The organism is Zeaxanthinibacter enoshimensis (genome assembly GCF_004362865.1).
Taxonomy (GTDB): domain Bacteria; phylum Bacteroidota; class Bacteroidia; order Flavobacteriales; family Flavobacteriaceae; genus Zeaxanthinibacter; species Zeaxanthinibacter enoshimensis.
The window spans coordinates 1,189,718-1,204,448 of record NZ_SNYI01000001.1 but is presented as its reverse complement, the minus strand read 5'-3'; the positions used below and the strand labels follow the sequence as shown (position 1 = coordinate 1,204,448).

At 44.0% G+C, this 14,731-nt stretch carries 14 protein-coding genes; 6 read left to right on the top strand and 8 right to left on the bottom strand.

Annotation, left to right across the window (positions count from 1 at the left end; all coding sequences use genetic code 11):
- Positions 1-6: 6 nt before the first annotated feature.
- Positions 7-1,218: a Pycsar system effector family protein gene (locus tag CLV82_RS05355; protein ID WP_133643249.1), complete on the top strand. Its 1,212-nt coding sequence runs from the start codon at positions 7-9 to the stop codon at positions 1,216-1,218.
- Here the strand turns inward: CLV82_RS05355 and CLV82_RS05350 are convergent.
- Positions 1,208-3,580, bottom strand: a complete 2,373-nt coding sequence (locus CLV82_RS05350) for a GAF domain-containing protein (protein ID WP_133643248.1) — start codon at positions 3,578-3,580, stop codon at positions 1,208-1,210. The genes CLV82_RS05355 and CLV82_RS05350 overlap by 11 nt on opposite strands.
- 115 nt (positions 3,581-3,695) lie before the next feature.
- Here CLV82_RS05350 and CLV82_RS05345 point away from each other — a divergent pair, with 115 nt between their 5' ends.
- Both CLV82_RS05345 and CLV82_RS05340 read left to right on the top strand, forming a co-directional pair.
- Complete coding sequence (locus tag CLV82_RS05345) at positions 3,696-4,589, top strand: metallophosphoesterase (protein WP_133643247.1); 894 nt, start codon at positions 3,696-3,698, stop codon at positions 4,587-4,589.
- Positions 4,590-4,747: 158 nt separating this feature from the next.
- Positions 4,748-5,308, top strand: coding sequence for a hypothetical protein (locus tag CLV82_RS05340; protein ID WP_133643246.1), 561 nt, complete (start codon positions 4,748-4,750; stop codon positions 5,306-5,308).
- Between the two features lie 71 nt (positions 5,309-5,379).
- Here CLV82_RS05340 and CLV82_RS05335 read toward each other — a convergent pair whose 3' ends face one another.
- The 7 genes from CLV82_RS05335 to CLV82_RS05305 form a co-directional block, all read right to left on the bottom strand.
- Entirely contained in the window at positions 5,380-5,643 is a 264-nt protein-coding gene (locus tag CLV82_RS05335; protein WP_133643245.1) for a hypothetical protein, read from the bottom strand.
- 48 nt (positions 5,644-5,691) lie between these two features.
- Positions 5,692-5,856 (bottom strand): DUF1328 domain-containing protein, encoded by a 165-nt coding sequence (locus CLV82_RS05330; protein ID WP_133643244.1) that lies wholly within the window; start codon positions 5,854-5,856, stop codon positions 5,692-5,694.
- Positions 5,857-6,039: 183 nt separating this feature from the next.
- Positions 6,040-6,744: an SOS response-associated peptidase gene (locus tag CLV82_RS05325; protein WP_133643243.1), complete on the bottom strand. Its 705-nt coding sequence runs from the start codon at positions 6,742-6,744 to the stop codon at positions 6,040-6,042.
- A 150-nt stretch (positions 6,745-6,894) separates the two neighbouring features.
- Complete coding sequence (locus CLV82_RS05320; RefSeq protein ID WP_133643242.1) at positions 6,895-7,344, bottom strand: ferritin-like domain-containing protein; 450 nt, start codon at positions 7,342-7,344, stop codon at positions 6,895-6,897.
- Positions 7,345-7,412: 68 nt separating this feature from the next.
- Complete coding sequence (locus CLV82_RS05315; protein WP_133643241.1) at positions 7,413-7,712, bottom strand: hypothetical protein; 300 nt, start codon at positions 7,710-7,712, stop codon at positions 7,413-7,415.
- 215 nt (positions 7,713-7,927) lie between these two features.
- Positions 7,928-8,812, bottom strand: coding sequence for a mechanosensitive ion channel family protein (locus CLV82_RS05310; RefSeq protein ID WP_133643240.1), 885 nt, complete (start codon positions 8,810-8,812; stop codon positions 7,928-7,930).
- 176 nt (positions 8,813-8,988) lie between these two features.
- Positions 8,989-9,423, bottom strand: a complete 435-nt coding sequence (locus CLV82_RS05305; protein ID WP_133643239.1) for a hemerythrin domain-containing protein — start codon at positions 9,421-9,423, stop codon at positions 8,989-8,991.
- Positions 9,424-9,834: 411 nt separating this feature from the next.
- Here CLV82_RS05305 and CLV82_RS05300 point away from each other — a divergent pair, with 411 nt between their 5' ends.
- The 3 genes from CLV82_RS05300 to CLV82_RS05290 all read left to right on the top strand — a co-directional run bounded on the left by CLV82_RS05300 (position 9,835) and on the right by CLV82_RS05290 (position 14,682).
- Positions 9,835-10,500 carry a DUF2652 domain-containing protein gene (locus CLV82_RS05300; protein ID WP_133643238.1) on the top strand — a complete coding sequence of 222 codons (666 nt, stop codon included), beginning with the start codon at positions 9,835-9,837 and terminating at the stop codon, positions 10,498-10,500.
- A 114-nt stretch (positions 10,501-10,614) separates the two neighbouring features.
- Entirely contained in the window at positions 10,615-10,794 is a 180-nt protein-coding gene (locus tag CLV82_RS05295; RefSeq protein ID WP_133643237.1) for a hypothetical protein, read from the top strand.
- Positions 10,795-10,875: 81 nt separating this feature from the next.
- The gene (locus CLV82_RS05290) at positions 10,876-14,682 is read left to right on the top strand and encodes a ShlB/FhaC/HecB family hemolysin secretion/activation protein (protein ID WP_133643236.1); all 3,807 of its coding nucleotides are present in this window, start codon (positions 10,876-10,878) and stop codon (positions 14,680-14,682) included.
- Positions 14,683-14,731: the final 49 nt, after the last annotated feature.

Sequence of the window (14,731 nt, the reverse complement as noted above, 5' to 3'; positions counted from 1 at the left end):
AACACTATGTCGACCCTAATTCAAGAAGCTGAAGATTTTGTTGTGGAATATCTTACCGATCAGTTAGATCCTAAATTCCTGTATCACAACTTGCGGCATACACAGCGCGTTGTTAAAAATACTAAAGAAATGCTGGATCATTATGACATAAAAGGTAAAGAAAATGATGTAATAACGCTCGCGGCATGGTTTCATGACACCGGTTATGTAAAAGGTCCGGAGGAACATGAAGAGAGCAGTTGTGAGATAGCCAGGGAGTTCCTTGAGAAGAAGAATTTCCCGAAAGAAGATACCGATAAGGTGTGTGAACTGATCCGGGCAACCAAACGTATCTATGAACCCAGTAACCTGCACGAGGAAATACTGCGTGATGCAGATTCTTCCCATATAGGAAAGAAAAACTACCTGGAAGTGTCAGAACTGCTCAGGGAAGAACTCTCTCTCCTGGGGATAGCGGATTTTAACTCGAGTGAATGGCGGGACGAGAATATAAAAATGTTCCGTACAGAACACCGTTTCTACACCGATTATGCTAAAGAAAACTGGCAGGAAAGAAAAGATAAGAACCTTCGAAAGCTGGTCAAGGCGAAGAAAAAGCGTAAGAAAATGGCCAAAAAGGAACAATTAAAAGCCAAATTCAAGAATGCCAGCCCGGAGCGGGGAATTCAGACTATGTTCAGGGTTACCATGAGGAACCACCTGAAGCTAAGTGACATTGCAGATACCAAAGCCAATATCCTGCTTTCTGTGAATGCCATCATTATCTCGCTGGTCCTGGCCAACCTTATCCCGAAACTGGATACTCCGCAGAACGACTACCTGATATACCCGACAGCCATATTTATATTGTTCAGCGTGGCTTCCATGATACTTTCTATACTGGCTACCCGACCTAATGTTACCAGCGGGGAATTTACCAAGGAAGACGTGGATAAGAAAAAAGTAAATCTCTTGTTCTTCGGGAACTTTCACAAGATGAAGCTTCCGGATTACGAATGGGCTATACAGGAACTGATCAAGGATCAGAAATACGTGTATTCTTCCCTGACAAAAGACCTGTACTTCCTTGGAGTGGTATTAAACAGGAAGTACAAGTTGCTGCGACTTACGTATACCATTTTTATGATCGGGATGATCCTTTCGGTTATTGCATTCTTCGTTGCACTGAAGTTTTACGGACCTGAGCACGTGATAGACCTGCCGAAGCCTAACCCTTAATCTCATCGACCAGGTCCTGGTAGGTGTAGGTCTTTGACTTATTCTCCCCGGTCTGGTAGAGTATTTCTGCCCGGATGGCTTTCAACCCCGAAACCCCCTGGAGCCCTTCCAATTCCAGGATCTCGATGTTGTCCGTGAAGTAACCTTTGGATTTGAGGAATTTGATATACCTGAGGTATTCCAATTCATCTTTCTTCTGGGAATAGATGATACAGAGTTTACCGGTCTGGGTCAGCCGCTCTTCTGTACCCTTGACAAAGGATTTATCGATGCGCTTTTTGATCACCTCATAACGGGCGTTATAGGTGCCGTCTACGTCAAAGTGTTTTTCATCCATCCGGAAGCGGATCGAGAGGGCCGAATTATACACCAGGATCAGGGAGGCCACGTCTAATTTTACGGGCAGTTCCGGTTTCAGGTTATAATAGGCATTCTCCATTTCGCACATCACCTGTAGTTGCCAGAGGCGTAAATTATTCAGGTAAAGCGGTTCAAACTTACGGGTTTCAGATATAGACTGCCCGATATACATATTGTGTTCAACACCGTCTGTCTTGTACCGTTCAAAATAATGGGGAAACATCTCCTGGGCCTGCACCTGCCGCCGGTCAATAATTCCAGCTAATTTTCTATTGATCCTCATCACCGTTTCATCGTAATTCCTGCGATGATCGTAATAAGATTCCGTACCCGAATCAATTTTGGCTTCGTATAAGGTGACTTGTTCCAGGGCTTCCTTATCGGTCTTCTTAAGGTGTTCAAATACGGGATTGATCTCGTCCTGTATAAAATCAAAGATGGATTGCTCACTGTTCGTGTTCAGAACATCACGGATATCCTCCATATGGTTATTGACCCGGAACATCAGTTCTTCGTAGATGGGGAGCTTGAATTTCTCTAAAGCTGCTTGTAAGACGCGATTAACCTCTGACAGCTGTATCATAAGATCACGCTGGATTGCAGTATTCCTGGCTCTCGAGGATTCCCGGATATCAGTCTGGCCAAACAAAGGATAGACATCCTTGAATACGATCTCGTTAAACTGGGGTTGCCTGTCTTCTATCTGGTCCGTGATAAACTTTTTGGCTTCGTCCTGGAATTTCCAGACGACGGAGGGATGAACCGTGGTGCACTCGTGCTGGATTATGGCATCGATCAGGTTTTCCTGCTCCAGTTTGGACCGGAGTACTGCCGCCTCCAGGTAAGGCATCACATCGGACAACTTGGTGGCATTTACCCCGTTAAGCACGGCCTTTTCCGTCGAGACGATCTCCAGTATTCCCAACAGCTCTCCCTGGGGAGCGATGGGTGCAAGGATGGCACTTTTAAAACCTTGTTCTGCCAATTCCTTATAGGGGGAAATTCCGCCGGATCTTTCCGCGTACTTGTCGATATCCGTTATCACAAAGTAGTTGTTTTCACCGATGAGTTGGTTGAATGACTCCGGGCAGAGCACCTGGTTGCAGGAAGCGGTATCCCGGTCGTGCAGGATATAACTGCTTATCCCTTTTCCAAATACCTTCTCAAACCTGTTTTTCTTACTATCAAAGATCACGAAGCCCACCTGAAGTTCTTTCAGCTTGAAAAACGATTGGAAAATTTGTTCCAGCTGCGGAATGAACGTGTCACTGCCACGCTTGTTGTTCGCAATAAGTTCCGTTTTAATATCCGAAATAGAATGTTCCGTGGTTACATCGAACATGTTTGCTATCACGAAGCCTTTAGAAATAAAGCTGTTTGGCGGTATCTTTTCCTTCCATAGTTCCAGGTTCTCCGGCTGTTCCAATAACTGGTCCACATCTTCCTGCGTAAGTTCTTGGGCCTTCTCGGTTGGTTTTATCTCAAGGAAATCAGCGTTGTACAGAATACGGTAGGTACGTACTACACCGTTAGCATCAGGGATCTGGTAATAGAGGGGCCTGCTGAAATCCAGTTTAAACCCGTAATAGAAATTAAGGATCACCGTACACCCCATTATATAGGCTTCCTTATTCTCCTGGTTATGGATCTTGAGTTCAAAATCCGGGCCGGCGTTGTCCAGAATTTTCTGGAATCGCCTGGAAGCATTGAACATGAGGTCATAATAAGGTAAAGCAGCCGTTTTGATCTCATTATCAGACAAAACTTCACTGAAAGAGTCTTTCAGGATCACCTGGATCACTTCTTTATGCTCTTCCAGGATCCCGGGATCTGTAAATCCATCCCGCAGCACCGGGTAAGGCTCCTGCGCCTTCAGCACCTCCTTTGCGCGTTGTGCGAGTAGCGGATCATCTCCATCTGCCATTGCCTCGTATTTCCTCAACAGCACATCAAAGCTGATCAGGAATTGCATAGGCATTACATTGTCATTATTGAGATCCATGGGTTAGTAGTCTGAATTCTAAGGTTAAAGTTACAAAAGTAAGGTCAATTTATTGTTTTACGAACTATTACCGTCCATGGTTCAATTTTTCGGATATTTAAAGCAAAAGCAAAGTATGTCATCTCAGAGCAGGCTGAGCAGGGCTTATAATGATGCCCGCATCGTAACTTTCAATAAATCGGATAAATTCATCTTATTCAGTGACTGTCATCGCGGTGATAACAGTTTTGCAGATGATTTTGCCAACAACAGGAATATCTACTTCCATGCCCTGCAATACTACTACCTGCAGGGGTTTACCTATTGCGAACTGGGTGACGGGGATGAACTGTGGGAGAATGTCCATTTTGAGTCTATTTTTGAAGCCCATAAGAACGTCTACAAGTTGCTGCGCGAATTTCATCTGCAACAACGTTTATATATGCTGTGGGGTAACCATGACATGGTCTACAAGGACGATGCCTACGTGCAAAAGAACCTGGGTAGTTATTACGAGCCGATAGACGAGACGGATAAGGACCTGCTAAAAGGCATCACCTACCACGAGGGACTAGTGCTGAAATACAGCGAAACAGGACAGGAGATCTTCCTGACCCACGGGCACCAGGCCGATTGGTGGAATTATTCGTTCTGGCGACTGGGTCGTTTCCTGGTTAGGGTGCTCTGGAAACCACTGCAGGTCTGGGGCATCGCAGATCCGACCAGTCCTGCTAAGAACTACAAAAACCTTATTAAAGTTGAACGGAGGATAAAGAAATGGATACTGCAGCACAACCTGAAGATCACCATCGTGGGGCATACGCACCGTCCAAGATTTCCGGAACCCGGGGATATTCCCTTATTTAACGACGGCAGTTGTGTTCATCCCAGGAGTATTACGGGGCTCGAAATTGAAGAGGGTGCCATTTCGCTTATCAAATGGCACATTGATACAACAACCGATGGAACCCTCAAAGTGACCCGGGTTTTACTGGAAGGACCTGTACCCTTGGAATCCTACCAGCTCTGATCCTCATTGCCCTATCTGGTGTGCGGCAGTACAGTACAGTTAAAAATCAGCGGCTTAGCGAACTGACATCTTAAACAGTTTCTCTAATTTGGGCTGAATAAGACAAATCCTGGAAAAGAACCGGATAAATTTAGGTTCCATACAAAACAAATAGAATTATGAATTTCAATTTTAGTCCATCGACAAAACGAGCGATCACCGGGGCGTTGATCGCTATGGCTATCCTGGGTGCAGGAAATTTTATGTTAGGCGAACTCAGTGGTTATGAAGCAAAGACACTGATCAGGCATTCAGTTTCCGGCATTAATACCTTATGTAATACCATAGTCCTGGCATCAGCCACCATCCTGGCCTTACTACTCACCGTATTGAGCCTTAGTTCCGGAACAGAAAACCGCCTGAAAAAAGAACATTATGAACACATCATGCAAATTGCAAAATTTGATACCTGGGTATTGATCGGGGCGCTGAGTACTTTCCTGCTATTTAACCTGCCTATAACGGAATCCGAAAATGTCCCAACCAACTGGTTCACAATAGTATATTATGCTTCCCTGGGTATGACCAGTATTATGAGTGCCGCATTAATAGTAGTCGTAATTATGCTGTATAATACTGTGGTCAGTATGATCAAGATCATTGGATTGGGGCAGGAAGACCACCCCCTGATGGACGACAAGGAAAAAGAAGAATTAGAAGAGGATCTTAAAGATGAATAACTAAAAAAGCCATTCTTTACAGAATGGCTTTCTTTTTTACCTTACGGTTTTAATTGGGGGAACTCTGATGATTAGTTATCATCGACGTGGTCGTCTTCATGAATTTCTTCATCAATTTCATTTTCCACATCTTTAGCGCCTTCTTCGATATCTCTACCTACTTTTTCAGCACCATCTTCAATATCTCTACCTAATTCTTCAGTACCTTCTTCAATTCCTTCTCCTACTTGCTCCATACCATCTTCCACCTTTTCACCGGAATTTGTATCCCTGCATGAAGAAAGGACTACCATAAAGGTGAACATGAATGATACTATATATGCTAATTTTTTCATTTTAAATTGATTTTTTAGTGATTATAAATTATTATTTGAATCTGGTTATTACAATATCTTTTTCCTGCCGAATATCAGCGAGAGTACAAAAAGTACCAGGAAAATAAAGAATAAAACTTTTGCTATACTTGCGGCCCCTGCAGCTATGCCTCCAAAGCCGAAAACGGCTGCGACAATTGCCAGGATCACAAAAATGACGGTCCAACGTAACATATGTTTAATTTTTATAGTTAATATTTAGGTCTTAACCGGGAACCCCGATTATATACCATAAAAATACTTTAATCCTAAAAGAAGGCTTAACGTTAAAACCGCAATATTTAACGCATTAAAGGGGTTTTTTCAATTACCAGCTATCCACTGTAAATCGAGGGTCAGGCCCACCTGGTTTCACACTTATAACATGTGGGGGATACCCTTATAGAGAACAGGATCCAACATGGAGTTATAGGAAATATTATTCTTATAGAATTCCTTGGCAATCGGGTGCGCTTTCAAGATATACCCTCCTGGATCCCTGATCATCTCAACAATGTGTTCAGAAGGAGCTGCAGGATCTAACCAGGTCTTGCGCATTTCTTCCCCTATGATCAGTGGCATCCCACGGTCTACGGTCTGTATCTGGGATATAAGATCATCCGGTTGCACGATGATCAGGGCGCAGGTGAGAAAACCGTCTTCTAATTGGTTATAAACTCCCCCGATACAGAATGGCTTGTAATCCGGGGCATGAACGTAGTAAGGGTAAATATCACCTTCGTGAAGGTAAGTAGTAAAAAAGCCTGTGGTGACCACCATACACCTCCTTTTCTTTATCGCATCAGAATACCAAAGATTAGAATCCAGTGATTCCTTTCCCAGGTTAAGGGTATTATAGATGTTTTGAAAAAACTCCCAGTCCTCCAGGTAGTCTTCAGGTAGGATACCCCAGATAGAATAGTTGATCCATGTAGGATCACCCATAGTGATCACGGGGAGTGTTGTCTCCTCTAACCCATTCAGAAGGGCCTGGGGTTTATAGATCTGGGGAAACTTGAATGGCTTTCCAAGTTCCTGTTCGATCTGCGACCGGTGAGCTGTATTTGATAAGCGGTAATACATAGGCTCTAATTACTCCATTTAAAGGTGATATGGATGATTCAAAGACAGCAATTAATGACACATTCCAAGAATATTTGTGTTGCCTCTTTTCTTAACAAAAAGATCCCACAATAGTGGGATCTTTCTATAAAATAACAGGGGAATTTTGATTTAACTCAGGTCTTCCAGACGCTTAATAGTTTCCAGGCCGGTTTTGATCTTTTGCTGTTGTCTTGCGAGCAAGGTCTGCGTACTTGGGGGCAGGTCGGTGTCAGACAGGACCTCATCATATTCAGCAACTGCTGCTTTCTCTCCGCGGATAGCTTCTTCGAGCATAGACTCTTCGTTATCGGTAGAGAACATTGCTTTGACGTCCATCCAGGCCCTGTGGGCTTTACTGGTAAAACTGTCACCCTTGTCCACTTCCTGGCCGTACTGCTTTAGTTCAGATTTTAATTCATGACCAAAGTTGTAGCGTTCGCCGGCTTTCTGTTCAAAGTATGCCTTCAGTCCTTCATGGTTCGTATTCTCGGCTGCTTTCTTAAATCCTTTTTCTGCGTCGTAGGTCTTTTCAAGCAAATCATTCAGCTTGGAACCTACTTTATCTGTGTATGTACTCATAGTAAATTATAATCAATTATTAACGGTGATTTTACGGATGCACACCGCTTGGCATCTTGGATAGTGAATTAGTAGTTATTTTCAGACCCATCCATAAATCTGAATTCTGAATTCCGGTAAAATGCATTCCGTTGTTTAAAGTTCCTGATCTTCTCCGACAAGGCTTTTAACGACGCATCAGTATTATCAGCGATCACCACTTGTTCCAGTGGTATTTCCATATATTCTTCTTCAAAAACTGGTTTTAAAACTTCCTGTTCATTGTATGCCAAATCAGATTCATCCGATGTATCCTGGAATGCTCCCAAGGCAAATATCAGCAGGCCCGCTAAGGCAAATGCAATTCCTAATGTTATATAGATAATCATGATCTTATTTTTTTATAAAATTACTCCCCTTACTTCGGGGAGCTTAATCCTATCATGTAAAAATTTGATGCTTTAACAGGTGGAGAAGAAAATTTAACGGAACTCGGAAGTCTTTTCAATTACTTAAATATGAAGCTTTTATTTCAATAAAAAACCGGGTAAAATCTACTTAATCTCGGCAGTTCTCACCCGGCAGAATAGCAGTATAATTCTGATTATTCGCTGCTTTTATCCTGTTTGCTGATAGTTACACTTTCAGGAAAATCGAGCGTCCGGATCGGGAATGGAATTTCTATACCTTCCTTGTCAAAGGCAGATTTAATGGCGATCATAGCTTCTGTACGCGCCTTGTGAATATCCAGTGCCTTGGTGGAATCTATCCAGAACCTTGTCTCAAAGTTGATAGAACTATCCCCAAATTCATTGTAAAGAAAGATAACATCATCTCTATCCACCCCATCGAACTTATCTGAAATTGTCTTCTTGACAAGATCACGAACAAAACTAAGATCGCTGTCATAGCCTACCCCACAATGGAGGATAACCCTGGATTGAGAGGTAGTCGAAAAGTTCTTAATAGGATTTTCTACTACTAATTTATTGGGTATATATACCATATTATTATCGGGCTGCTTCAGGGTAACCGAACGCAGATCAATTTCCACAACCTCCCCGGCAAATCCATTGCTTTCTATCCAATCTCCGAATTTGACATATTTTACATAAGACAGGATGATCCCTGAATAGGTATTAGACAAGGCTCCCTGCAGTGCAAGTCCTACTGCCAGACCAACTACCCCGGCCCCTGCGAGAATGGTATTCAATGCCTTGCTTAAATTCAATATTCCCAGGACGAGGAAAAGTCCAAAAATAATGATCACGACGGCCACGATCCTGGAAATCAGGTGTTTCATCGAATCCTGTAACTTACTTCGATCCAGTAATTTCCTGGCTACATTGCTGATATATTTAGACAGGATCAGGACGATGATAAAGACCAGGACAGCCATCACAAAATTGGGCAGTCCCAGGACCAGAGCATCTATCCATGATTCTAGTTTATCGAGCATTTTGTTCCATGCATCTGAAAGTTTAAACATCTTTGTTTCGTGTTTTTAGTTAGTAAATATTATATGTGGACATAACACAATCAATGCCGGCTTAAAGTAGGTTTAAGCGGCATGTCTAAAGCCACAATTGCAATACTATCCCGGTCTGACGGGATCTTGAGGTAAGTAAACAGAGCGCAATGCTCTTCAGGAAACAGCAAGCCGGGCTAACGGCTGTCTGCCATGTATTTCCGGTAGGATTTGGCCAGGTCTTCCTTCTGTTTGGCTGATAAAACTTTTCCTGCCATCTGGAAAACCTCGTGTTCTTCTTCACTTAAATGGTGCTCAACTTTTTCCTGTAATTTCTTGGCAGTGACCAGCCATCCGGGAGAGCTGTATTCTGTATTTTCAAGTTCTTCGATCAGTTCGTCAATTTCGTGGTGTTCCGCGATACTGTGCCTTGCCTTTTCCTGGGTCAGATCGCTCTCGATTAATGGAACATAAAAATGACGCTCCTCTGCTTCGGCGTGACTTTCCAATTCTGAGCGCAGTGCAATAAACAGTTCATCTCTTGCATCCTGGTCCCCGGAGGTTTCAATTAATCTTTTAACAAGGTCACGCTGTATTTCGTGATCTTCACGAAGTGCTTCAAATATGTTCATGTATCAAAGTATTAAAAAAAAATGGTTCTGGACTTAGAAGATAGCCAGAACCATTTGCAAACAACCAACCAAACTTGTTATCGAACATGGATAACAGAAGAACATTTAATCTTATTTATATTTTTAATTCCTTTTCTCGGTAATCTCTTCAGGAATATTGTTTTCAATGATCTGTATCAAAGAAACAAACATCTTTTGAGAAAAATGTGCTTAATCCCTCAACTGTTTAACGTAATTAATTTTACCCTTAAATTTCCTGAGTTCCATGAGAGCAGGCTATCTCAAAGGATTTTATAGAGTTCATTTTTAAGCGAAACCAGTTTAAAACAACAGGCAAGTGTAAAACAATCTGTACTTACTTTGCGTATATTAAATTCAGCAACTTGCTGGATCAAAGAATGCAGAACAACCATGGAAAAGAAAACAACCCAGGCCCAGGCAGAACAGCCAAAAGAGAAAAAGTCAAATTCGGATAATGTTCCCAAGGAGGCTGCTCAAACATTAATATGTATCCCGGACATTACCGGGTTTACCAGGTTTATGAGCGAAACTGATTTTAAACTCAGCTCAAAGGTGATCCCATCCCTGCTCAATAAGATCGTTTACTCTAACGAAATTGGGCTTGAAATTTCCGAAATAGAAGGAGACGCTGTCCTGTTCTATAAAACGGGAGAGCTCCCAAGCCTGGAAGCCCTGGTTTCACAGTGCAAAAAATTCCAGACAGAATTCCACAAGCAACTTCATAAATTAAAGGCGAGATACAGTGAGTCTGCCGAAGCCGACAAGATCACCTCTATGTTGGGCCTTAAAATGATCCTTCATTTTGGTCAGGAGGTCGGGCAGGTGCCCGTTGGCAAAAGGATCAAACTCATCGGCGAAGATGTAATTACAGCCCACCTGCTGTTAAAGAACGATATTCAACATGACGAATATATATTACTGTCTGAAGACCTGATGGAGCAATATAAAGGGGAACGTGACAAACTTTCGCTAGAGTGGGTTAAATGGAAGAATGACAGTATCGAAGACCCGCATATGGGTACGATCGACTTTTCTTATATCTCCCTGGAGAATTAAATTTCCCCGCCCCACGGAGAACCACCGCAGACCATAAAGAGTTAACATTTTTCTCTTTCAGGTTAAGCCGTCCTTTAACTGAATTGTAAGTTCGTTCTACAAATCAGTTACAAGATGTCTAAAAAGCAAGGTGAAGAGAATACCGAATTCGTAAAAGAAGAAGCTACACAGACCAGGAAATATATTTTCCAGAAAAACTCTATTACAAAGATCGCCACCATCATCGTGGTCGCTTTCCTTGTATTACTGCTTATCGGTCTTTACGTTTCCGGAGTATTCCTGGACACCCCCTAAGTTACTCACTCTCCCCTCTTACCTCCAGAGTTTGGACCTACCTGGCAATTCAAAGTATAAAGACTGTAAACAGACCCCATTATGCATATTTCTCAAAGAAGAAAATCAGTAAGCGCCCGCAGAACCTCGCAGGTAAATGAGGAACGCCCGGACACGGGCAGTCAGATTATGCATGCCGGGACAAATTACCATAAGAGACGATTCTCCCGGCTTTTTCTGCTTCTATGCTGCCTGCTGGCAGTGGGCTGTGCAACATTCAAGATGCAGGAAGCAGATGATCTCCGCTCCCAGTCAGACGGGAGTGATAACCCGGAACACACTTTTTACTTTATCGGAGGAATGGGTGAAGTCCCTCTGAATTCTGAGTCCCCTATGCTGAAGCGGGTTCGGGAGGTCCTGGCCCAGGCCGGGCCCCAGAGTACCCTGGTCTTCACCGGGGATAATATCAGTGGGGATTCCGAACAATGGGATGTTAATAAAGCCCTGCTGACAAGGGAAGTGGAACTTGCCAAAAATTTTAAGGGAAACACCATTTTCCTGCCCGGGAATAACGAATGGAGAAGTTATGATGCGGATAAGATGGAAAAAGCAGAGGACCATATTAAAGATATGGAAATCAGCAATATACAAGTGGAACCAAACAACGGCTGTGCTATAGAGAATTTTGAGGTCAACGACAATCTTGAACTCATCCTTATAGATTCCAAATGGTTTATTACCAACTGGTCGAGAATCAAAGGAATCAACCGGAAATGTACGGACATTAATACCAGGAGAAGGTTCATAGAAGAACTGGAGGACAAGATCGGTGATGCCCAGGATAAGAATATCCTGATAGTAATGCATCACCCGGTTTTCAGTAACGGGATCTTCGCAGGAAAGACTACCTTAAAAGAGCACCTTTTGCCCCTGCCCGTCCTGGGGACGATCAAACAGGAAATTGATGATCTTTCCGGGTTTAACCCCGACCGTTTATCTTCCCTGCGCTATGGGTACCTCAGGGTTCTGGTAAGTGCACTGGCACAAGCTTCAGACAGGATCACCCTGGTTTCAGGCCACGAGGAAAGCCTGCAATACCTTGAAGGAGGAGGGTTACACCAGCTCATCACCGGATCTGTCGCCGCCAAAACAGCCACTAAAAGATCAGAGGACCGCATTAATACCTACGGAGGATCCCTGCCCTTTGAAGGTAAGTTCACCTACGGGGAAAAAGGATTCGCAAAACTGGAATACTTTAAAGATGGGTCATCCAAAGTGACCTTTATAACAGCCGAAGAGGATTTGGATGCTATCCCCATCCTGCCCCCATTTCCCGAGAAAGAACTGATGGAAGAATTTCCGGAAATACCCGGGGACAGCGCGACCAGTTCGGTCTGGACTGACCCTGATGACCTGAATAAACCCGGATTTTACCGTTTCCTCTGGGGGGAACGATACCGGAAATATTTCGGGGAATCGGTTACTGCCCCGGTCGCAATGCTGGATACTCTCTACGGGGGTCTAAAAGTTACCAAGACCGGGGGTGGCCACCAGTCGTATTCTATTCGCCTGGAAGATAAGGACGGGAAAGAATACTCCATGCGTTCCCTGCGAAAGAATGCCCTTAAATTCCTTAAATTCAAAGTAAAGGGTATCGCTTATACCGGAAACAGCTATGAAGGAACAGTGGTAGAAGAGTTCATCAATGACTTCTTCACCACTGCACATCCATATATGCAGCTCGTTATCAACCCGCTTGCAAGAGCAGTTGGGATCAACCATTCTGATCCCCATCTCTACTATATCCCGAAACAGGAAGCACTGGGAGAACTGAATGAAGAATTTGGTGGTGAGCTTTACTTTATCGAACCACGTCCTTCCGAGGAACAGGTGAACAATAAAGGCTACAGGCGCGCCCTTGATGAGCAGGGAGAGGTAAAGGAATTTGAAAGCACGACCGATATGCTGGAAAAGATAAAGGAAGATGAATCCTATTCCGTAGACCAGCGAGATTTTATCAGGGCCAGGGTGTTTGATATGCTCATAGGCGACTGGGACCGCCACCAGGACCAGTGGAGATGGATAGAATATGAAAAAGATGATGACAACAAGGTATTTATTCCCATCCCGAGGGACAGGGATAACGCATTTCCTCGTTTCGACGGAGTAGGAATGGACCTGGTTCAGATGTTCGTGCCAGGCAGCCGCAGGTTCCAGTCTTACGGACCAGAGATTAAGTCGGTTAAATGGCTCAATACCGGCGGCAACAAGTTAGACCGCGCGGTACTCAACCAGTTCCCGGCCGAGGTATGGGAAGAAGAAGCCCGTTACATACAGGAACACCTCAGCCCCGAGATCATCGCAAATGCCTTTGACCGCCTCCCGGAAGAAGTACAGGATTCAACTACCCGCCGGATACAACAGGACCTAAAGACCAGGTTGGAACGGCTCCCTGAATATGCGCGGCAATACAGTGAATACCTGGATCGCGTGGTATCCCTGAAAGGAACTGAGAAAGATGATAAATTCACCATCAGCAGGAATGAAGATGGAAGTACCCGGGTGCTGATCCAGCGGTTGCTAAGTGATGAGAAGGATGAGATCATGTATGACAGGACCTTTGATCCCAAAGTCACTAAGGAATTATGGATCTACGGGCTAGGGGATGATGATGAATTTATCGTTGACGGAGACGGGAAGGCCAAAATAATGATCCGGTTGGTTGGAGGATACGGGAAAGATTCCTTCCGGATACTCAATGATGACGAACTGAAAGTTTACGACTGGAAAGACGAGGAGACCGTATTCACTGAAGAGACTCCGGATACCCAGTTTTCAGATCTCTACGAAACCAATACTTTTCACTGGAGGTATTTTGAACCAAATTTTAACGTACTGGCCCCGAACCTTGGCTTCCGAACAGACGACGGGTTCTTTATCGGGCTAAGGAATACATATACCGATAATGGTTTTAACGGCAACCCTTTCAGGCAACAACACAGCATAGCTGCAAACTATTATTTTGCATTCCGGGCGCTGGAACTTGCCTACAAAGGTACCTGGGCCAACATCTTCCCTTCCTGGAATTTTGAATTGGAAGGATACCATACCAATAACCGTTTTACGACTAATTTCTTCGGGATAGGAAATGAAACCGTTAATAACGAGGACACCTTTGGACGTGACTATTACAGGTCCAGGATGCAGGTTACCAAGGCCAGCGCCGGGATCTCTTATCATACCCTGAAGATCCGAGGGCTATTTGAGTCGTACAAGGTACAGGAGATGGAGGATCGCCTGTTTATTCCTGATAACCTTGGAACCACCGTCTTCGACGACCAGTACTACCTGGGGGCGGAAACCAGCCTGAACTACGAGAATAAGAATGCGCCCGACTTCCCTTCCAAAGCACTCAGCTTTGGATTGACCGGTGGCTATAAATGGAATACAGACCTGAGCGATGTACAATTCGGTTACCTTTCCTTTAACCTGGGCTTCGCACACCAACTGATCCCTTCCGGGGGAATCGTCCTGGCTTCCAAGGCGGAAGTCAAGAGCAATTTCGGTGATGATTACTTCTTTTATCATGCTCCTTCCATAGGAGGAGATAACGGTTTAAGAGGCTACAGGGACCAACGATTTTCCGGGAAGACCTACTTCTACCAGTCATCGGATCTCCGTTTCAGGGTCCTGAAGACCATGACTCCAGTCGCCCCGATAAACGGCGGATTTTACGGAGGATTTGATTATGGCCGGGTGTGGACCCCAGACCAGGATTCTTCGGAATGGCATACTTCGCAAGGAATCGGAATATGGTTGAGTGGATATAATTTCCTGACTGTACAAGGAGGGTTCTTTAATTCTGATGAAGGTAATTTAATCCAGGTTGGACTAGGGTTCGACTTTTAACTCCACATTAAACAGAAAAGGCCCGCTACCCGGGCCTTTCTTATTATAA